The sequence below is a fragment of the Sulfitobacter sp. HI0040 genome (assembly GCF_001634885.1).
Taxonomy (GTDB): domain Bacteria; phylum Pseudomonadota; class Alphaproteobacteria; order Rhodobacterales; family Rhodobacteraceae; genus Sulfitobacter.
This window is the reverse complement of record NZ_LWEX01000011.1, coordinates 1-17,548: the sequence shown is the minus strand read 5'-3', so window position 1 is coordinate 17,548 and position 17,548 is coordinate 1. Positions and strand designations below refer to the sequence as shown.

The following is a 17,548-nucleotide window of genomic DNA, read 5'->3' as shown; positions in this document are numbered from 1 at the left end:
ACCGCGATATATCACGACCGTAGCGCAGAGGGTCCGACATGACATCATCCAAAAACCACATCGCCGCTTCCGAAATGTCGCGCCTGTCCCGCGCCCTGCCCTTCTGGCTTTCACTCGGTCTGATACCTCTTGCTTGGCTCTGCGCCTTTATCGGCGGCTGGTCCATCGCGCTGCTGCCGCTGGTCACGTGGTTCCTGTTCTCGATTCTCGATGCGGCGGTGGGGCTGAACCTCGACAACAACGATCCCCAAACCTCCGAAGATGACCTGTTCTGGTATCGCTTGATCACGCTGATCTGGGTTCCCTTGCAGATCATCACGGTCTTCGGCCTGATCTTTTATGCCACGCGCGCCCCGCATCTGGGGGGGTGGGAAAAGGTCTTTCTGTTCTTTGGCGTCGGCGTCATCACCGGAACAGTAGGGATCAACTACAGCCATGAGCTGATGCACCAGCGGAATCGGCTCGAACGGCTCTGGGCGGACCTGCTGCTCGCCATGGTGCTCTATTCGCACTTCCGGTCCGAACATCTGCTTGTGCATCATCGCTATGTCGCCACGCCCCGCGACCCCGTCACAGCGCTCTACAACGAAGGCTTCCATCGCTTCTATCCACGGGTTCTGCGGCAATCGTTCAAATCCGCCTTCCGGGCCGAAGCAGCGATGCTGGCGCGAAAGGACAAACCCTGGACAGACCTGTCCAATCCCTTCTTCAAGTACTGGGCCCTTCAGGCGGGCTTCCTTCTCGCGGCACTGATCCTCGGCGGCTGGGCCGGTTTGGGCCTGTTCCTGGTGCAGGCGGGGGTCGCGATCTGGCAGCTCGAACTGGTGAATTACATCGAACACTACGGGCTGACCCGTAAACATCTGGGCGATGGAAAATACGAACACGTCCAGCCCCGCCATTCGTGGAATGCATCGCACAAGGCCTCCAACTGGCTGCTGATCAACTTACAGCGCCATTCGGACCATCACTACAAACCGGACCGGCGCTTTCCCGTCCTGCAAACCTATCGCGCGACAGAGGCACCACAGCTTCCCTACGGATATCCGGTCATGACCATGGCCGCGATGATCCCGCCGCTGTGGCGACGGATGATGAACCCCCGGGTTCGGAAATGGCGCGCGATGTATTACCCGGAAATCACCGATTGGCGTCACTACAAGGCCGGGACGAACCCGCTGCCGCGCTGAAAGAATGAAAAGGGCCCCGCCCGAAGGCGAGGCCAAGGTGAGTGCCCTGACAGGCAGCCTTCCGAAGGAAGGCAGCGGGCACCGGCGGTGTCTGAGAAAACTGTGGGTGGGGCTGGCTAGTTCGCCATTTCCGCGCGGATCTGCTGCCGCAGAAGGTCGATTGGCACGCGTTTGCCATCCTTCTTGAAGCACCAGTAGGTCCAGCCATTACAGCTCGGGGCCTTTTCGTAGGCGGCACCGACCTGATGGATGGAGCCCTTCACATCGGCGCCGATCAACGTGCCATCGGCACGCACCTTCGCCTTGTGACGCCCGTTGAGCGAATAGAGCTCCTCACCGGGGCGCAACATGCCGCGTTCGACAAGCTGGCCAAATGGGACGCGCGGTTCTGCGCGCTTGGAAACACTCGTTTGCAGCGCTTCACGGTCGAACTTGCGGACCTTGGCGATGCGCTTTTCCGCTACCGTGCGATAGGCGGCTTCGCGTTCGATCCCGATGAAATCGCGGCCAAGCATCTTGGCCACCGCGCCGGTCGTGCCGGTACCGAAGAACGGATCAAGCACCACGTCGCCCGGATTGGTGGAACCCACCAGCACCCTGTGCAGCAGGCTTTCGGGTTTCTGCGTCGGATGCGCCTTGTCGCCCGCATCGTCCTTGAGCCGCTCATGCCCCGTGCAGATGGGCAGAACCCAGTCGCTGCGCATCTGGATGCCCTCGTTCAGGGCCTTGAGCGCTTCGTAGTTGAACGTGTATTTGGCGTTCTCGTCCTTGCCGGCCCAGATCATGGTTTCATGCGCGTTGGTGAAACGCTTGCCACGAAAGTTCGGCATCGGGTTGGATTTGCGCCAGACCACATCGTTGAGGATCCAGTATCCGGCATCCTGCAGGGCCGCCCCCACACGGAAGATATTGTGATAGCTGCCGATGACCCAGATCGCGCCATTGGGCTTCAGCAGGCGCCGCGCGGCTTTCAGCCAAGCCCGCGTGAACCGGTCATAGACCGCGAAACTGTCGAACTGGTCCCATTCATCGTCGACCGCATCCACGCGGCTGTTGTCGGGCCGATGCAGATCACCGCGCAGTTGCAGATTATAGGGGGGGTCCGCGAAAATCAGGTCAACGGATTCGGCGGGCAACGCGTTCATTGCCTCTATGCAATCGCCCGCAATTATACTGTTCAACGGAAGCGCCGCGGCGCCCTTTGTGATGGTCTTCATTCAACTGCCTCTGTCCCCGGCACATTTTGTGCTCATTGGTTGGAAATAGGATGTCCGACGGTTGAATCAGGGTCAAATTCTTTTTGAATCAAGAGGTTGTTAATTTATCTTGATACAAGATGTTGTGGACGGGTTTAAACTTCCGTCTATGGTGTGGGGTCACCCCTATTTTCCCCAGCGCCTCTATGTGGCTTTTCGTGCCATATCCCATGTTGGTTTCCCAACCATATCCGGGGTGCTGTTGCGCCAGCGACAACATGACACAATCCCGACAGATTTTCGCCACAATCGAGGCCGCGGCGATGGAGACCGACAGGCTGTCGCCCTTGATGATGGGTTCACCGGCGAAGGGCATATCCCGGGGCATCAGGTTGCCGTCGATCAGCGCGTAATCAGGCGGCGTCGTCAGCCCGTCCAGCGCGCGCAGCATCGCCAGATGGCTCGCACGCAGGATGTTGTGGCTCTCGATCTCGGCAACGCTCGCCTCTCCGATGCTGACCTCGGCAACTTCATGCAATTCGCCATGCAGCCGCTGCCTCTCCTTGGCGGAGATCACCTTGGAGTCGTTCAGACCGACGGGAATGCGCGCGGGGTCCAGTATCACCGCGGCGGCAAGTACCGGCCCCGCCAACGGTCCGCGACCCACCTCATCCACGCCCGCGATGCGCAGGTATCCACGTTCACGTGCGGCGGTTTCATGAAAGAGGGTCGGAAACATGGCGCGCAGCATGCGCAAGCCTGTCCGGCATTCAAGCCCTACAATGAACTTGCCCGGCAAAAAAGAAGAAGGGAGAGATGCCCGAACATCTCTCCCTTCCATTCGGACGGCAGGGACGTGCCGCCCGACCAAGGCACGCGGATTTATCCGCGCGCCAAGCTGTATCCCGATTGGCGCAGGCAGCGGGCGTCGTACCCGTTGTGGATGCCGCTATAGGTCTGGACGCGTTGCGCGCATTCCTGGGGAAGACGGTTGGCAAAGCGATAATTGTCCCGGAGGCAGTCTTCGCCGAACATCAGGTGGCTGCCGCTGACGGTGTCGTAGCTGCGAAAACACTCCTTCGGCAGCAACTTCCGGTCCACGAGCTCCGGCAGGGGCCGGGGCGCAACCGGGGCCGGTGCGCGCCGCGATTCGATCCGGGGCGCCGGATGATCCCGATGAACGCGGGGCTGCGTTTCGACCCGGGGTGCGGGCTGATGCGGATGAACATGGGGCTCAGGCGCCCGATATTGCGGCTGCTGGCGCTGCTGCGGCACGTAGACCGGAGAATAGGGCTGGCTGCGCGAAACCTGCTGCTGCTGTGCGGCCTGCTCCTTTTCGCGCTGATACTTGTCATAGATGAGCTTGCCGACCACGGCGACACCCAGCAGGGTCGCAATGCGTGCGACGTCCTTTTCCCCGGCCCGTGCCGGCAGGGCCCCGACAGTGGTCAGGACAACGGAAGCGGCGATGATCCCTGCTATGATGCGGCGGTGCATTGTCTATCCTCTTTGTTGGCGGCGCGTCTGACCTGCAAATCGCAGACCGCTTTGCCGCGGGTCTCGTGACCCGGTATTGGCTTGTGATGCCAGATGGGGCCAACCCGACGGGACAGGCAATAACAGCCCCCTGTTATCCGATAGCGCAGACCCCAAGAGGCGGAAGATATTGAATATCCGCGCGGAATGGCCCATTACAAAGGCATGAAAACCTTCATTCTTTCCATGACGCTTCTGATCGCGATGACTCTGTCGAGTGCAGCCGCCGCCGAAACCTGCTATGCCGATTACAAGGCGAAGCAGGACAGCCCCCTGAGGCTGCATTACGGCGTGGCGCGCCTCAGCGGAGCATGCGACAAGAAGAGCGCCCAGCAGGAACTGACGCCGCGCCTTGCGGCCGAAGGCTGGACGTTGCTGACTATCGTTTCCGTCTTCGGCGAAGACGGACTGGAGCAGAGGAAAGACAGTGCTGGACAGAATTACCTTCGCTTCTGACATGCGCAGGCTGGGCGGGCGATTCATTGGTGGCGGTATCGCCGCCGTGGTGGCCGTGTTGCTCATCGGTGTGCTGCTGCTGCTCTGGGCCCTGCCGGACGCCAATACCTTCAACGCGCAGGTCGAGCGAATCTTCGTCGAGAATGACGATCTGACGACGCAGGCCGAGGTGAAGCTGCTGGAAATCCTCGCGCAGTCGGGCAATGCCTTTGCCGACACGCTGGACAGCTACCGTATCGTGATCGTGGTTCTGCTCATTTTCGCCGCCGCCATGCTGGTGGCCGCGCTGGTGTTTCTGGTGATGCTGATCGGTTTCAATCGGCGTATGGCCCAGATCGAAAGGGTCGGCATACAGGTCAATTCGCTCCTCATCAGTCGGGAAGAAAACACCGTCTATCTCAACAACCTCGGCTTCAAGCTCACCGCCGCCGCGATGGAAACGATGTCCGTCCTTGCCGAAGCACGGATGGACGATGACGTGCTCTCCGGCTCCGAAATCGAAGGCATGATCTCGGGCCGCAACGCCGCCGACTGCGAAGAGGCCGCCGGTGCCACGCGGATCAAGCGCCTGCGGGACACGCTGGGCAATCAGATCGTGTCGGAATTGCTGGTCAAGAACATCGCGCGCCGGGGCTATATGCTCGCCATCGACAAGGATGTGATCAAGGTCATCTGATCTTCACCCTTTTCCAAATACTCCGGGGGAGGCCCCCAAGGGCCGGGGGCAGCGCCCCCCTCTTTCCTCCTCGAGACAACATCCGGACGGGCCGGATGACCTCTGGTCAACCACCGGCAACCGTGCCTAAGGTGCCGCGAAGCGTGTCCCGGAGGTTTCATGCCCGCCCCTCATAACGAGTTCAAATCCGCCCTTGCCGAAGGCAGGACACTCTATGGCTGCTGGCTCGGGCTTGCCGATCCCTATTCGGCCGAACTGATGGGCACCGCCGGATTCGACTGGCTCGTGGTGGACGGGGAACACGCCCCCAACGATCTGCGCTCGGTCCTGTCCCAGCTTCAGGCATTGGCCCCTTCCCCGAGCCATCCCGTAGTGCGCGTGCCCATCGGAGAGACCTGGATCATCAAGCAGATGCTGGACGCGGGCGCGCAGACGCTTCTGGCTCCCATGGTGGACAGTGCCGATCAGGCCCGGGCGCTGGTGCGGGCCTGCACCTACCCGCCCACGGGCGACCGCGGCGTCGGTTACGCGCTGACGCGGGCGGCGGGCTTCGGTGCCATCGGCGATTACGGAAAGACGGCTGATGCGCAGATCTGCCTGCTGATCCAGGTCGAAAGTAGGGCTGGACTTGAGGCGCTTGACGAAATTCTTGCCGTGGACGGGGTCGACGGCGTGTTCATCGGGCCAGCCGACCTTGCCGCCGACATGGGGCATATGGGCAACCCCCGCGCGCCAGAGGTCGAAGCCGCCATCATGGACGCGCTTCGCCGCATTGCCGCCGCCGGAAAAGCGCCCGGCATCCTGTCGACGGAAGATGATTTCACCCGCGCCGCGCTCGACGCGGGGGCGCGTTTCGTGGCCGTGGGGGCCGACGTTCTGCTGCTGGCCCAATCGGCACGATCGCTGGCCCGGAAGTGGACCGACCCCGAGAAATGAGCCCCGGCATCCTGCTCCTAGGGCTGGCCTATGTGCTGAGCCAGTTCTTCCGCGCCTTTCTGGCCGTGCTGACACCCGCGCTTGGCCGCGACATCGGCGCGACCCCGGATGACCTCGCTTTTGCTTCGGGTCTCTGGTTTCTGATCTTCGCGGCCATGCAGATCCCCGTGGGCTGGGCGCTCGACACCATCGGTCCGCGGAAGACAGCGGCGGCGCTTTTGCTTGTCGGCGGCGGGGGTGGTGCCGCCGTCTTCGCGCTGGCGACCAGTGCCGCGCATATCAACATCGCGATGGCCCTGATCGGGATCGGCTGCGCGCCGGTGCTGATGGCCTCCTATTACATCTTCGCGCGCGAATACCCGCCCGCGCAGTTTGCCGTTCTCGCCTCTGTCATGGTCGGGCTGGGCAGCTTGGGCAACCTTGTCGCCTCCTATCCCATGGCGCTGGCCGCCGACACCATGGGCTGGCGGGCGGCGCTGTGGGGGCTGGGGGGCATTTCCGCGCTTGTCGCGCTCGGCATCCTGATCTTCGTTCGGGATCCTGCGCGAATCGATGGGGAGGCGAAAGGCTCGCTTGCCGAGCTGTTTCGCATGCGGGTGCTGTGGTTCATCTTCCCGCTCATGGGGGTGAGCTATGCGATTTCAGGCGCACTGCGCGGCCTCTGGATCGGGCCCTACCTGTCGGAGGTGTTCGATGCCACGACCGGCATGATCGGGCAGGCGACACTATTTATGGGCATAGCCATGATCCTTGGCACCCTGGCCTACGGCCCGCTCGACCGGATACTCGGTTCGCGCAAATGGATGATCGTGGGGGGCACGGTTTTCACGCTGCTGCCCGCGCTGGCCCTGATCGTCCTGCCCGGCCAGAACCTGTGGCTTTCCATTGCACTGTTCTGCGCGATCGGTTTCTTCGGCGCGACCTACCCGGTGATCATGGCGCATGGGCGCAGCTTCCTGCCGCCTCATCTGATCGGGCGCGGCGTGACCATGCTGAACCTGTTCAGCATCGGCGGCGTGGGTCTGCTGCAGTTCTTCTCTGGCCGGGTCTATCGCGGCGCGCTTCCCGCCGAAACGCCGACCGATCCCTATGTCGCGGTCTACCTGCTGTTCGCCATTTGCCTGACTGCGGGGCTTGCGATCTACCTTTTCTCGCGCGACAGCGCCCGCTGATCGCGGCGGCGGCCCTTTCCCTCGCCGGGCACACGCGATAAAGGGCGGAAACCATCACGTATATATTGGAGAGAACAGATGGGTTATCGCGTCGCCGTCGCGGGCGCCACTGGCAATGTGGGCCGCGAAATGCTGAACATTCTGGCCGAGCGCCAGTTCCCCGTGGACGAGATCGTTGCGCTGGCTTCGCGCAAATCGCTCGGTTCCGAGGTCAGCTTCGGTGAGAAAACCCTGAAGACGAAAGACCTTGATACGTTCGATTTCACGGGATGGGACATCGCGCTTTTCGCCGTCGGCTCCGAAGCGACGAAGAAATACGCCCCCACCGCCGCAAAGGCAGGATGCGTGGTGATCGATAATTCGTCGCTCTATCGCTACGATTCCGAGGTTCCGCTGATCGTGCCCGAGGTCAATCCGCAGGCCATCCACGATTACGCGAAGAAGAACATCATCGCCAATCCGAACTGCTCCACCGCGCAGATGGTCGTGGCGCTCAAGCCGCTGCATGACCGTGCCACCATTAAACGGGTGGTCGTCAGCACCTACCAGTCCGTGTCGGGGGCCGGTAAGGACGGTATCGACGAGCTTTGGGACCAGACCAAGAGCATCTACAACCCGGTCGACGACAAGCCGGCGAAGAAGTTCACCAAGCAGATCGCCTTCAACGTGATTCCGCACATTGACGTCTTCATGGACTCTGGCGAGACCAAGGAAGAATGGAAGATGGTCGCCGAAACCAAGAAGATCGTGGACCCCAAGATCAAGGTCACCGCGACCTGCGTGCGCGTCCCCGTCTTCGTAGGTCATTCCGAAGCGATCAACATCGAATTCGAAGACCATCTGGACGAGGATGAGGCCCGCGACATCCTGCGCGAAGCGCCGGGGATCATGGTGATCGACAAGCGGGAGGACGGCGGCTACGTCACGCCGGTGGAATGCGTCGGTGACTTCGCGACCTTCATCAGCCGCATCCGGCAGGACAGCACGATCGAGAACGGGCTGAACCTGTGGTGCGTATCCGATAACCTGCGCAAGGGCGCGGCCTTGAACGCGGTGCAGATCGCCGAATTGCTGGGCCGCGAGGTTCTCAAGAAAGGCTGAGACCCCCAAGGGGTTTTGATAGAACGTTGCGAAGGGGGCCTCGGCCCCCTTTCTGCTTTCCGCCATGGTCAGAAATAATGCGCACTATTCACTGCGGGGCGAGGTCCGTGGGTCCCCCTACGCCATAGCAGATTCACCCCGCTGGGTGACCCGGCATAGGGGCACCGAACCGGCGTGCAAGTGTCTGATAGGCCACCCCCAGCGCCGAAAGATCGCAGATTCGGCGACCACAGGGCTGCCGGTAAAGTGCGGCCCCCGCCCCTTCGGCCCGCAACTCATAGCCCTCTGCCGCCAAACGGCAGGCCAGATCGCCCCAGTCCGTTGCGAGCGACAGATCGCGGGACAGCAGCGCTTCGACTGCGGTCACCAGTCGCGTGCTTGTGGCAGCTGCGCCCCCTGCACAACTGCGCCGCGCCTCCCGCCGAAGGAGGTCACGGATGAGATGGCCCAGCAAGACATTCTGCGACTCCTCCGCATGCGCGGCGGGAGAAAGAAGATCGGGCGACAGCTTCCAAGGGCGATAATCAGGCTTCATCCACCCACGGTCGCTGCGAATCGGTTAACCCGGGGTTAAATGATCAGACGGGGAGGAATTGGGCCTTTTGCGTATCGTAATACTCCAACCCGCCTTCGCCGATATTGGTCCAGAGCCCGTGGAGTGACAGCTCCCCGCTTTCGACCTGTTCCTTCACCCATGGGAAGGTCATCAGGTTCTCGAGCGAGATCATGACGGCGTGTTTCTCAAGCTGGTGCGCCTGTTTCTTCGCGTCCTTGATGTCGGCCACCAGTTCATACTTGGGTTTCAGGATGTCCATCCAGCGGCCAACGAAGCTGTCCTTGGCTTCGAGTTCCGGTGCCTCGCCTTTGCACATATTGATGCAGCCCTGCACACCGCCGCAGCTTGAATGCCCCAGCACGATCAGATGCGCCACCTTCAGCGCCCGCACGGCATATTCGACCGCAGCTGAGGTCCCGTGCTGCTGGCCGTCCGGCTGGTAGGGCGGGACAAGGTTGGCGATGTTCCGATGGATGAAGAATTCGCCCTGATCCGCCCCGAAGATTGAGGTCACATGCACCCGGCTGTCGCAGCAGGAAATGACCATGGCGCGGGGATGTTGGCCTTCGGAGGCAAGACGTCGATACCAGGACTCGTTCTCTGCATATCCGGTGGCTTTCCAGCCGTGATAACGTTGCACAAGGTAGTTTGGCAGTGCCTTGGCCTTATTCATATCCGCGTCCATTCTGGCATTAATCTGGGCTTCGATAGCTCAAATCTGCCGTGATTTCGAGCGAAAACCGGCTTTGGCTTCAACCATTTGCAAAGGGGAAACTCCGATGTTGCCTGCGGGTGGTGCGGCGTGGTGAGAAGGTGAAGGAATGCAAATTCTGCAGATGCGACCGTCCGAGGTCGTGGCCGTCGATGCGGATCGGCTGGGCGCGCTCTGCGCCGAACTGGGCGAGGCCGGGGCCGAGGACGTGGTCTGCCGCGCATTGGAGGAGATGGCGACGCGCCTGTCCCGCTGCGCCGAAGCGTACGCCAGCGACCGGGTCCGCGAATTGCGCAAACAGGCGCGGGCCTTGGCCGCCATCGCGGATCAGGTCGGTATGGAATTGCTGAAACGCGTCGCGCTGGATGTCGTTCATTGTGTCGAGATCGCGGACCGAACAGCATTGGGGGCCACGGTCGGGCGGCTTCTGCGGATCGGGGATACATCGCTCACCGCCATCTGGGATACCGAAGGGATCACGATCTGAAGGCTGCCGTGGCGGTTGCGGGTGGCGCGGTTTCGTCTAGGCTCCGCCCCGATGTGACACAGCCCGAAAGGCCCCTTCATGATTGCCGAGTTCGTCGAAGACAGCGCAGACGCCATCCCCCTCCACCTAGTGGCAGAGGATCAGTTGGACGCCTGGATGGCAGAAGCCCCGGAACAGGCGCGTGCCTGGGCAAAGGCGCAGGGATTTGCAGGCGCGCTCGGCCAAGCGTTCGCGCTGCCGGATGCGAACGGCGGCATCGCACAGGCCCTCATCGGCTATGGCACCGAAAAAAGCCGGGCGCGCGGGCGTTTTCACCTCGCGAATGGTGCCGCAAAGCTACCGGCGGGGCATTACCGCCTCGAAAGCGGCCTGCCCGAAGAGGCCCGCGAAGTCGAAGCGCTCGGCTGGTTGCTGGCGGGATACCGGTTCGACCGCTATCGCGACCAGAGCGCCATGAAGGCAAGGCTCGTCACACCGGGCGGCATCGACGCGGCCCGGGTCATGGCCCTGGCAGAGGGTGAATACCTCTCCCGGGACCTGATCAATACACCCGCTTCGGACATGGGCCCCGACAATCTGGAAGCCGCAGCACGAAATCTCGCTGAACGCTTCGGGGCGGATATTACCGTCACCACAGGCGATGCCCTCCTTGAGCAAAACCTGCCCATGATCCACGCGGTGGGCCGGGCCGCCGCGCGGGAGCCGCGGCTTATCGACATGCGCTGGGGCGACAGCGGGCCGACACTGACACTGGTGGGAAAGGGCGTCTGTTTCGATACCGGGGGGCTGAACCTCAAACCCGGCGCATCAATGGGGTTGATGAAAAAGGATATGGGCGGCTCCGCGGCGGTGCTGGGCCTTGCGCATATGATCATGGCGACCAAGGCGGAGGTTCGCCTCCGGGTGCTCGTCCCGGCGGTGGAAAACTCCGTATCCGGGAACGCTTTCCGCCCGCAGGATATCCTGACATCTCGCAAGGGGCCGACGGTCGAGATCAATAACACAGACGCCGAAGGCCGGTTGGTACTGGCCGATGCACTGGCGCTCGCGGATGAAGAGAAGCCGGACCAGATCATTTCAATGGCCACGCTGACAGGGGCCGCGCGAGTGGCCGTGGGCCCGGACCTCGCCCCCTATTTCAGCAATGACGCGGGCTTCGTCTCTGCGTTGGAAGCCGCGGCGCAGTCGCAGCAGGATCCCGTCTGGCGTATGCCGTTCCATGACCCATACGAAGAGATGATCGAACCCGGCATCGCGGATCTGGACAATGCGCCAAAGGGCGGATTCGCGGGCTGCATTACCGCCGCGCTCTTCCTGCGCCGCTTTGTCACGGATAGTCGCTATGCCCATTTCGACATTTACGGCTGGCAGCCGTCCGAGGCACCGGGCCGACCGAAAGGGGGCGTCGGCCAAGGCACACGAGCGCTGTTCGCGGCCCTGCCTGACCTGCTGCGCAGATGAGCGATCCGCGTACGACCCCTGATCCCGAACTGGCGGGAGAGGCGCGGCCCGCGCAGGTCTCCGTTCCGGTCTGTGATCTGCTGCGCAGTCCGGACGGGCCGCGGGACAGGCAGTTGCTCTATGGCGAGCAGGTCACGATCTTGCATGCCAAAAACGGTTGGGCCTATGTGCAGGCCGCAAAGGACGGCTATTGCGGGCATCTGCGCATGATGGGGCTGAGCGATGTTCAGCAGGCCACCCACCGGGTAAGCGCGCCCGCAACCCATGCCTATCTGCACGCCGATTTCAAATCCGCCGATCGGGCCTCGCTGAGCTATGGCAGCCTTGTCCATGTCTCGCGGGAGGCGGAGGGTTACGCCGAGACACCATTGGGATGTATCCCCCGTCAGCACCTGCAAAAGTTGGAGGAAACCGCGAAGGACCCGGTCACGGTGGCGGAGCTTTTCCTCGGCACGCCTTACCTCTGGGGTGGCAACAGCCGCTGGGGGATCGACTGCTCCGGTCTGGTACAGGCCGCGCTGCTCGCCTGCGGCATCGATTGCCCGGGTGACAGCGACATGCAGGAAAAAGCCATCGGGCAATCATGCGACGGCAACACCCCACCGCAGCGGAACGACCTTTTGTTCTGGAAAGGCCATGTCGCGCTCGTCACCGGGCCGGAAGAGATCATCCATGCCAACGCTTACGCGATGTCGGTCACCCGCGAAGGCCTGTCAGAAGCGATTGCCCGGATCGAGGAACAAGGCGGCGGCCCCGTGACGGCACATCGCAGGCCGGTTCTGCCCGCCAGCCTGTGATCAATCGTCCACCGCGCGGATGAGTTTGCGTTCCAGCACGCGCAGCACCGCAGCCAGATCATGACCCCGCCGCAATATCTGCCCGCCCGTTCCCACCACGGCATACATTCCCTGCTTGCTGCGCAACTTCGGGCGCTTTTCGATCCGGTAAAGCGGTATCTCCGCCGTGCGCCGAAAGACGGAAAAGACCGCGACATCCCGCAGGCAGGAAATGCCGTAGTCACGCCATTCCCCCGCCGCGACCATGCGACCGTAGAGCGACAGGATCAGGGAAAGCTCCGTCCGGTGAAAGGCCACCTGTTCCGGGGCTCTCAGCGGGGTGACGGACGGGGGTAAGGGCTGCATCATCATTTGACAGTTGCGCCCTTCACGGCCCAAATCAACCCCGTCAGCGCGAATACGGGTTGAACGCGTTACAGAACCGGTCAAACATTGCCGAAAGTGAAACACGAGGTGAGGGATGACACCGCAGGAACGCGCCCAGCGCAGCGCCGAGACGATGTTCGCCGCCGACCGTGCTTCCGCCGGATTGGGCATGCGGATCGATGACATCGCCCCGGGCCGGGCCGTTCTGTCCATGGAGGTACGGCCAGACATGCTCAACGGGCACGGCATCTGCCACGGCGGTTTCATCTTCCTCCTGGCCGACAGCGCCTTTGCCTTTGCCTGCAACAGCTACAACCAGCTTGCAGTGGCCCAGCAGAACCAGATCACCTACCTCGCACCCGGCCGGGAAGGTGAACGCCTGCAGGCCACCGCGCTCGAAGTTTCGCGCAGCGGGCGTTCCGGCGTCTACGATGTTTCCGTGACGGGCGGCGACGGGCGCAGCGTGGCGGTCTTTCGCGGGCTGTCGCGTACGGTGGAGGGCCGCCATTTCCCCGAAGAGGAGGACACCGCATGAAGGATCTGAGCCCCGCGAAGGGAGATCTGGAACCTATCGAAACCGCCAGCCGGGACGAGATATCGGCACTTCAGCTTGACCGGCTGAAATGGTCGCTGCGCCATGCCTATGACAATGTGCACTTCTACAAATCCAACTTCGATGCCGCCGGTGTTCACCCAGATGATCTGACGACACTGGAAGATCTGGCGAAGTTCCCCTTTACCGTCAAAACCGACCTGCGGGACAATTACCCCTTCGGGATGTTCGCCGTACCGCAGGACAAGGTCGCGCGCATCCACGCGTCTTCCGGCACCACCGGCCAGCCCACCGTTGTAGGCTATACGAAGGCCGACCTCGACGTTTGGGGCAAAGTGGTCGCGCGGTCGCTGCGCGCGGGCGGATTGCGGCCGGGCGACATGCTGCACAACGCCTATGGCTACGGCCTGTTCACCGGCGGTCTGGGCATTCAGCTGGGTGCGGATGCGCTGGGATTGGCGACCGTGCCGGTTTCCGGGGGGATGACGCCCCGACAGGTGCGCCTGATCACCGATTTCGCGCCCAAGGGCATTACCGTGACCCCCAGTTACGCGCTTTCGATCCTGGATGCCTTTGCCGAACAGGACATCGACCCGCGCGAAACCTCGCTTCAGGTCGGGATTTTCGGGGCCGAACCCTGGACGAACGCCATGCGCCGCGAAATCGAAGAGGCTTTCGACATGCATGCGGTCGACATCTACGGGCTGAGCGAGATCATGGGCCCCGGCGTTTCCATGGAATGTGTGGAATCCAAAGATGGGCTGCACATCTGGGAAGACCATTTCTTTCCCGAGGTGATCAATCCCGAAACCGGCCAACCCGTGGAGGACGGAGAGCAGGGCGAGCTTGTCTTCACCTCCCTCACGAAGGAAGCCTTTCCCATTATCCGCTACCGCACCCGCGATCTGACGCGCCTGCTGCCCGGCACCGCGCGCTCCATGCGCCGGATGGAAAAGGTCACCGGGCGCAGCGATGACATGATCATCCTGCGCGGCGTGAACGTTTTTCCCACCCAGATCGAAGAGGCGCTTCTGGCGACTGCGGGCCTGGCCCCGCACTTCCAGATCGAACTGTCGCGCCCCGACCGGATGGACCAGTTGCGCGTCCTGTGCGAATGCGCCGATCCCGGGCTGTCGGAGGATGACCGCAAAGGCGCGGCCCGTGCTTTTGCCGAGAGGGTGAAACAGACCATCGGCATCAGCATTCTGGTCGATGTCGCCCCGGTCGGCAGCGTCGCCCGATCGGAAGGAAAGGCGGTGCGGATCGTCGACAACCGTCCCCGCTCCGGCGATTGACAGGGCGGGCGCCCGCGCCATCTGTCGCAGGTTATCCGATTGTCGGGGACGGGCGGGTGACCTAAAGTCGCCCCAACCGACCCGGGATTGCCAGATGCGCTTTTCACTGAACCGCAAACGCTTCAAGGACCTGTCCGAACAGGAAATACTCGCGCTCGCCATTTCGTCAGAGGAAGACGACGCGCAGATCTACCGCGGATATGCCGAACGACTGCGGAACGACTATCCCGACACCGCGGCGATTTTCGACGGCATGGCCGCCGAAGAGGATACGCATCGCCAGCGCCTAATCGATCTGCACCGCGAACGCTTCGGCAACGTCATCCCGCTCCTCCGGAGAGAGCATGTTTCCGGCTATTACGCCCGCCGTCCCGTCTGGCTGATCGAGAATCTCGGGCTTGATCGGATCAGGGCGGAGGCCGCCGCCATGGAACAACAGGCGGAGCATTTTTACCTCGCGGCGGCTGCCCGTACGACAGACGCGGCCACGCGCAAGCTGCTGGGCGACCTTGCAGCGGCGGAATCGGGGCATCAGTCCGCCGCCGATAACCTGATGCAGACCAATCTGAGCGAAGACACCCTGCAGGAGGAGGACTCCCGCGCGCACCGGCAGTTCATCCTTACATGGGTGCAACCGGGCCTTGCCGGGTTAATGGACGGGTCCGTTTCTACCCTCGCCCCGATTTTTGCCACCGCCTTTGCCACGCAGGATACATGGACGACCTTCCTCGTGGGGCTCGCAGCCTCCGTCGGGGCGGGTATCTCCATGGGCTTTACCGAAGCGGCTTCTGATGACGGTGAACTTTCGGGAAGGGGGTCACCGGTCAAACGCGGCTTCGCGTCGGGGGTGATGACGACGCTCGGCGGGCTGGGCCACGCGCTGCCCTACCTGATCACGGATTTCTGGACCGCGACGACAATCGCCATCATCGTGGTCTTCGTCGAACTCTGGGCCATTGCCTGGATCCAGAACCGCTACATGGAGACCCCCTTCTTCCGGGCCGCACTTCAGGTCGTTCTCGGGGGTGCGCTCGTTTTCGGGGCCGGCGTGCTGATCGGCTCCGGATGACGGACACCGATCGACAGCAGGCCAATGCGGGATCGTCCGGCCACCATCTTAGCGCGGTGGGCTGACCCAGACGCATGCTCCCTATATTCCTGAAAACACTGCCCTTCTTTGCGCTGATCGGATTGGGCTACTGGGCGGGTCGCAGCCGGTTCTTCACCTCCGAAGCGACAGCCTATCTGACGAAATTCGTCTTCTATTTCGCCCTTTCCGCCATGTTGTTCCGCTTTTCGGCCAACCTGTCGCTGGAAGAGGTCTGGGACACCCGGCTCGTGATCGCGTACCTCTGGGGCACGGCATTCGTATATTGCATCGCCAGCATCGTGGGATTCCTGCGGCGGCTCGATGTGCCTACCAACGCGATCGAGGCGCAATGCGCGGCCATTGGCAATACCGGCTTTCTCGGTGTGCCGATGCTGACGCTGCTGCTCGGCCCCGAGGCCATTGGCCCGGTCATGCTGGTGCTTGCGATCGATCTGGTCATCTTCTCCAGCCTTATCGTGATCCTGATCACCGGGGCGCGCGAAGGGCAGTTGAAACTTGCGATGTTCAAGACCATCGGGCTTGGCCTGATCAGCAATCCCATGGTGGTGGCGATTTCACTCGGCTTCGCGTGGTCGGGGCTGCAACTTCCCATTCCCGAGCCGCTGAACGAATTCCTTGCCATCCTGGGCGGTGCGGCCACCCCCGGGGCCCTTTTTGCCATCGGTGCCTCGCTCGCGACCAAATCGGCGGAACGCCTGCAGATCGCCGCCTGGCTGAGCTTTTGCAAACTGGTCCTGCACCCCCTGCTGGTGGCATTTGCCGCGCTGTTGCTGTTTAAGGTGGACCCCTACAAGGCTGGCGTGATCATTGCCGCCGCCGCCCTGCCGGTGGCGGGCAACGTCTATATGCTGGCGGAACATTACAAGGTGGCGCCGCAGCGGGTCTCTGCGGCGATCCTCGTATCGACGGCGGTCAGTATCTTGACCGTCAGCCTCGTGATCGCGCAGGTATCGAAATTGTAGCAGATCCCGCGCTCACCAGCGCTTCCAATCCCACGGCCCCACGCGGGCTGCGTTCAATCTCTAAGGAGCATTTGATGAAGACGGTATCGAAGAACATCAGCTACGGGGGCACACAAGGTGTCTATTCGCACGACTCGGCGGTCTGCGGCTGCGAAATGACATTCGGCCTTTTCCTGCCCGAGGAAGCGAAAGACGGCCCTGTGCCCCTGCTCTGGTATCTGTCGGGGCTGACCTGCACCCATGAAAACGCGATGACAAAGGCCAATGCCCAATGCTGGGCCGCGGAACACGGCATCGCGATCATCTTTCCCGATACATCGCCCCGGGGCGAAGACGTTCCCGATGACGAGGCCTATGACCTCGGCAAGGGGGCCGGGTTTTACGTGAACGCCACACAGGACCCCTGGGCCAAGCATTTCCGCATGTGGGATTACATTGCCGACGAACTGCCCGAGCTTCTGGGCCGTGAATTCGCGCTCGATATGGAACGGCAGTCGATCTGTGGCCATTCCATGGGGGGTCATGGTGCGCTGACGCTGGCCATGTCGCTCCCGGGGCGCTTCCTTTCGGTTTCCGCCTTCGCCCCGATCACCCACCCCACTGAAAGCGACTGGGGGCGCAAGCAATTGTCGGCCTATCTGGGCGATGATGAGTCCACGTGGCGTGCGCATGATTCAACGCTGCTCATGCGGGAAAAGGGGTTCGACGGTCCGGTGCTGATCGACCAGGGTACCGAGGATCAGTTCCTCGACCTTCTGATGCCCGAAGCACTGGCCGAGGCGGCAGCCAAGCGACGCCAGCAGATGACCTTCCGGATGCAGCCGGGCTATGATCACAGCTATTTCTTCATTTCGACCTTCATGGAAGATCACGTCGCCTTCCACGCCGATGCGCTACATGCGGGCTGACGCCAAGGCGACAACCGCATGACGGCTGTCTACGTCGATGCCGACGCCTGCCCGGTGAAGGAAGAGGCGGAGCGCGT

20 protein-coding genes are annotated in these 17,548 nt (G+C 62.3%); 14 read left to right on the top strand and 6 right to left on the bottom strand.

The features are described 5' to 3' along the window. The first annotated feature begins 38 nt into the window (after nucleotides 1-38). The gene (locus A3728_RS01155) at nucleotides 39-1,190 is read left to right on the top strand and encodes an alkane 1-monooxygenase (RefSeq protein ID WP_067919500.1); all 1,152 of its coding nucleotides are present in this window, start codon (nucleotides 39-41) and stop codon (nucleotides 1,188-1,190) included. 116 nt (nucleotides 1,191-1,306) lie between these two features. Here A3728_RS01155 and A3728_RS01150 read toward each other — a convergent pair whose 3' ends face one another. The 3 genes from A3728_RS01150 to A3728_RS01140 all read right to left on the bottom strand — a co-directional run bounded on the left by A3728_RS01150 (nucleotide 1,307) and on the right by A3728_RS01140 (nucleotide 3,883). Beyond that, on the bottom strand, nucleotides 1,307-2,407 hold the full coding sequence (locus tag A3728_RS01150; RefSeq protein ID WP_067919499.1) for a site-specific DNA-methyltransferase: 1,101 nt from the start codon (nucleotides 2,405-2,407) through the stop codon (nucleotides 1,307-1,309). Nucleotides 2,408-2,495: 88 nt separating this feature from the next. Next, complete coding sequence (locus A3728_RS01145; RefSeq protein ID WP_236628235.1) at nucleotides 2,496-3,137, bottom strand: ribonuclease HII; 642 nt, start codon at nucleotides 3,135-3,137, stop codon at nucleotides 2,496-2,498. Between the two features lie 131 nt (nucleotides 3,138-3,268). Continuing rightward, a complete protein-coding gene (locus A3728_RS01140) occupies nucleotides 3,269-3,883 on the bottom strand; it encodes a hypothetical protein (protein WP_067919497.1) in 615 nt (204 codons plus the stop codon). Nucleotides 3,884-4,087: 204 nt separating this feature from the next. On the opposite strand from A3728_RS01140, the gene A3728_RS01135 reads away from it, so the two are divergent. The 5 genes from A3728_RS01135 to A3728_RS01115 all read left to right on the top strand — a co-directional run bounded on the left by A3728_RS01135 (nucleotide 4,088) and on the right by A3728_RS01115 (nucleotide 8,263). Further along, on the top strand, nucleotides 4,088-4,378 hold the full coding sequence (locus tag A3728_RS01135; protein ID WP_067919522.1) for a hypothetical protein: 291 nt from the start codon (nucleotides 4,088-4,090) through the stop codon (nucleotides 4,376-4,378). A 1-nt stretch (nucleotide 4,379) separates the two neighbouring features. Further along, nucleotides 4,380-5,054, top strand: a complete 675-nt coding sequence (locus tag A3728_RS01130) for a winged helix-turn-helix domain-containing protein (RefSeq protein ID WP_067919495.1) — start codon at nucleotides 4,380-4,382, stop codon at nucleotides 5,052-5,054. A 159-nt stretch (nucleotides 5,055-5,213) separates the two neighbouring features. Next, nucleotides 5,214-5,990: an aldolase/citrate lyase family protein gene (locus A3728_RS01125; protein WP_067919489.1), complete on the top strand. Its 777-nt coding sequence runs from the start codon at nucleotides 5,214-5,216 to the stop codon at nucleotides 5,988-5,990. Then, on the top strand, nucleotides 5,987-7,162 hold the full coding sequence (locus A3728_RS01120) for an MFS transporter (RefSeq protein WP_067919488.1): 1,176 nt from the start codon (nucleotides 5,987-5,989) through the stop codon (nucleotides 7,160-7,162). The genes A3728_RS01125 and A3728_RS01120 overlap by 4 nt, the downstream gene beginning before the upstream one ends. Nucleotides 7,163-7,240: 78 nt before the next feature. After that, on the top strand, nucleotides 7,241-8,263 hold the full coding sequence (locus tag A3728_RS01115; RefSeq protein WP_067919487.1) for an aspartate-semialdehyde dehydrogenase: 1,023 nt from the start codon (nucleotides 7,241-7,243) through the stop codon (nucleotides 8,261-8,263). Between the two features lie 133 nt (nucleotides 8,264-8,396). On the opposite strand, the gene A3728_RS22590 is transcribed toward A3728_RS01115, so the two are convergent. Then, complete coding sequence (locus A3728_RS22590; protein WP_150120595.1) at nucleotides 8,397-8,630, bottom strand: hypothetical protein; 234 nt, start codon at nucleotides 8,628-8,630, stop codon at nucleotides 8,397-8,399. 211 nt (nucleotides 8,631-8,841) lie between these two features. Next, the gene (locus tag A3728_RS01105; protein WP_067919521.1) at nucleotides 8,842-9,492 is read right to left on the bottom strand and encodes a carbonic anhydrase; all 651 of its coding nucleotides are present in this window, start codon (nucleotides 9,490-9,492) and stop codon (nucleotides 8,842-8,844) included. A gap of 148 nt (nucleotides 9,493-9,640) precedes the next feature. Here A3728_RS01105 and A3728_RS01100 point away from each other — a divergent pair, with 148 nt between their 5' ends. The 3 genes from A3728_RS01100 (at nucleotide 9,641) to A3728_RS01090 (ending at nucleotide 12,276) form a co-directional block, all read left to right on the top strand. Further along, nucleotides 9,641-10,018 carry a hypothetical protein gene (locus A3728_RS01100; protein ID WP_067919484.1) on the top strand — a complete coding sequence of 126 codons (378 nt, stop codon included), beginning with the start codon at nucleotides 9,641-9,643 and terminating at the stop codon, nucleotides 10,016-10,018. Nucleotides 10,019-10,096: 78 nt separating this feature from the next. Further along, the gene (locus A3728_RS01095) at nucleotides 10,097-11,479 is read left to right on the top strand and encodes a leucyl aminopeptidase family protein (RefSeq protein WP_067919483.1); all 1,383 of its coding nucleotides are present in this window, start codon (nucleotides 10,097-10,099) and stop codon (nucleotides 11,477-11,479) included. Continuing rightward, nucleotides 11,476-12,276, top strand: coding sequence for a C40 family peptidase (locus A3728_RS01090; RefSeq protein ID WP_067919482.1), 801 nt, complete (start codon nucleotides 11,476-11,478; stop codon nucleotides 12,274-12,276). Before A3728_RS01095 ends, A3728_RS01090 begins: the two co-directional genes overlap by 4 nt. Here A3728_RS01090 and A3728_RS01085 read toward each other — a convergent pair whose 3' ends face one another. After that, complete coding sequence (locus A3728_RS01085; RefSeq protein WP_150120592.1) at nucleotides 12,277-12,627, bottom strand: DUF2794 domain-containing protein; 351 nt, start codon at nucleotides 12,625-12,627, stop codon at nucleotides 12,277-12,279. Nucleotides 12,628-12,736: 109 nt separating this feature from the next. Here A3728_RS01085 and paaI point away from each other — a divergent pair, with 109 nt between their 5' ends. From paaI to fghA, 5 genes are all read left to right on the top strand, one after another. Continuing rightward, a complete protein-coding gene (gene paaI, locus A3728_RS01080; protein ID WP_067919481.1) occupies nucleotides 12,737-13,177 on the top strand; it encodes a hydroxyphenylacetyl-CoA thioesterase PaaI in 441 nt (146 codons plus the stop codon). Further along, the gene (gene paaK, locus A3728_RS01075; protein WP_067919480.1) at nucleotides 13,174-14,490 is read left to right on the top strand and encodes a phenylacetate--CoA ligase PaaK; all 1,317 of its coding nucleotides are present in this window, start codon (nucleotides 13,174-13,176) and stop codon (nucleotides 14,488-14,490) included. The genes paaI and paaK overlap by 4 nt, the downstream gene beginning before the upstream one ends. Nucleotides 14,491-14,584: 94 nt before the next feature. Continuing rightward, entirely contained in the window at nucleotides 14,585-15,559 is a 975-nt protein-coding gene (mbfA, locus tag A3728_RS01070) for an iron exporter MbfA (RefSeq protein WP_067919479.1), read from the top strand. A gap of 74 nt (nucleotides 15,560-15,633) precedes the next feature. Then, nucleotides 15,634-16,563: an AEC family transporter gene (locus tag A3728_RS01065; protein WP_067919478.1), complete on the top strand. Its 930-nt coding sequence runs from the start codon at nucleotides 15,634-15,636 to the stop codon at nucleotides 16,561-16,563. 74 nt (nucleotides 16,564-16,637) lie between these two features. Then, nucleotides 16,638-17,471, top strand: coding sequence for an S-formylglutathione hydrolase (gene fghA / locus A3728_RS01060; RefSeq protein WP_067919477.1), 834 nt, complete (start codon nucleotides 16,638-16,640; stop codon nucleotides 17,469-17,471). The last annotated feature ends 77 nt before the right edge of the window (nucleotides 17,472-17,548 follow it).

Bases quoted from the DNA above. Each gene is read 5' to 3' on its own strand.
- A3728_RS01155 (WP_067919500.1), top strand. From the start codon at position 39: ATGACATCATCCAAAAACCACATCGCCGCTTCCGAAATGTCGCGCCTG.
- A3728_RS01150 (WP_067919499.1), bottom strand. From the start codon at position 2,407: ATGAAGACCATCACAAAGGGCGCCGCGGCGCTTCCGTTGAACAGTATA.
- A3728_RS01145 (WP_236628235.1), bottom strand. From the start codon at position 3,137: ATGCTGCGCGCCATGTTTCCGACCCTCTTTCATGAAACCGCCGCACGT.
- A3728_RS01140 (WP_067919497.1), bottom strand. From the start codon at position 3,883: ATGCACCGCCGCATCATAGCAGGGATCATCGCCGCTTCCGTTGTCCTG.
- A3728_RS01135 (WP_067919522.1), top strand. From the start codon at position 4,088: ATGAAAACCTTCATTCTTTCCATGACGCTTCTGATCGCGATGACTCTG.
- A3728_RS01130 (WP_067919495.1), top strand. From the start codon at position 4,380: ATGCGCAGGCTGGGCGGGCGATTCATTGGTGGCGGTATCGCCGCCGTG.
- A3728_RS01125 (WP_067919489.1), top strand. From the start codon at position 5,214: ATGCCCGCCCCTCATAACGAGTTCAAATCCGCCCTTGCCGAAGGCAGG.
- A3728_RS01120 (WP_067919488.1), top strand. From the start codon at position 5,987: ATGAGCCCCGGCATCCTGCTCCTAGGGCTGGCCTATGTGCTGAGCCAG.
- A3728_RS01115 (WP_067919487.1), top strand. From the start codon at position 7,241: ATGGGTTATCGCGTCGCCGTCGCGGGCGCCACTGGCAATGTGGGCCGC.
- A3728_RS01105 (WP_067919521.1), bottom strand. From the start codon at position 9,492: ATGAATAAGGCCAAGGCACTGCCAAACTACCTTGTGCAACGTTATCAC.
- A3728_RS01100 (WP_067919484.1), top strand. From the start codon at position 9,641: ATGCAAATTCTGCAGATGCGACCGTCCGAGGTCGTGGCCGTCGATGCG.
- A3728_RS01095 (WP_067919483.1), top strand. From the start codon at position 10,097: ATGATTGCCGAGTTCGTCGAAGACAGCGCAGACGCCATCCCCCTCCAC.
- A3728_RS01090 (WP_067919482.1), top strand. From the start codon at position 11,476: ATGAGCGATCCGCGTACGACCCCTGATCCCGAACTGGCGGGAGAGGCG.
- A3728_RS01085 (WP_150120592.1), bottom strand. From the start codon at position 12,627: ATGATGATGCAGCCCTTACCCCCGTCCGTCACCCCGCTGAGAGCCCCG.
- paaI (WP_067919481.1), top strand. From the start codon at position 12,737: ATGACACCGCAGGAACGCGCCCAGCGCAGCGCCGAGACGATGTTCGCC.
- paaK (WP_067919480.1), top strand. From the start codon at position 13,174: ATGAAGGATCTGAGCCCCGCGAAGGGAGATCTGGAACCTATCGAAACC.
- mbfA (WP_067919479.1), top strand. From the start codon at position 14,585: ATGCGCTTTTCACTGAACCGCAAACGCTTCAAGGACCTGTCCGAACAG.
- A3728_RS01065 (WP_067919478.1), top strand. From the start codon at position 15,634: ATGCTCCCTATATTCCTGAAAACACTGCCCTTCTTTGCGCTGATCGGA.
- fghA (WP_067919477.1), top strand. From the start codon at position 16,638: ATGAAGACGGTATCGAAGAACATCAGCTACGGGGGCACACAAGGTGTC.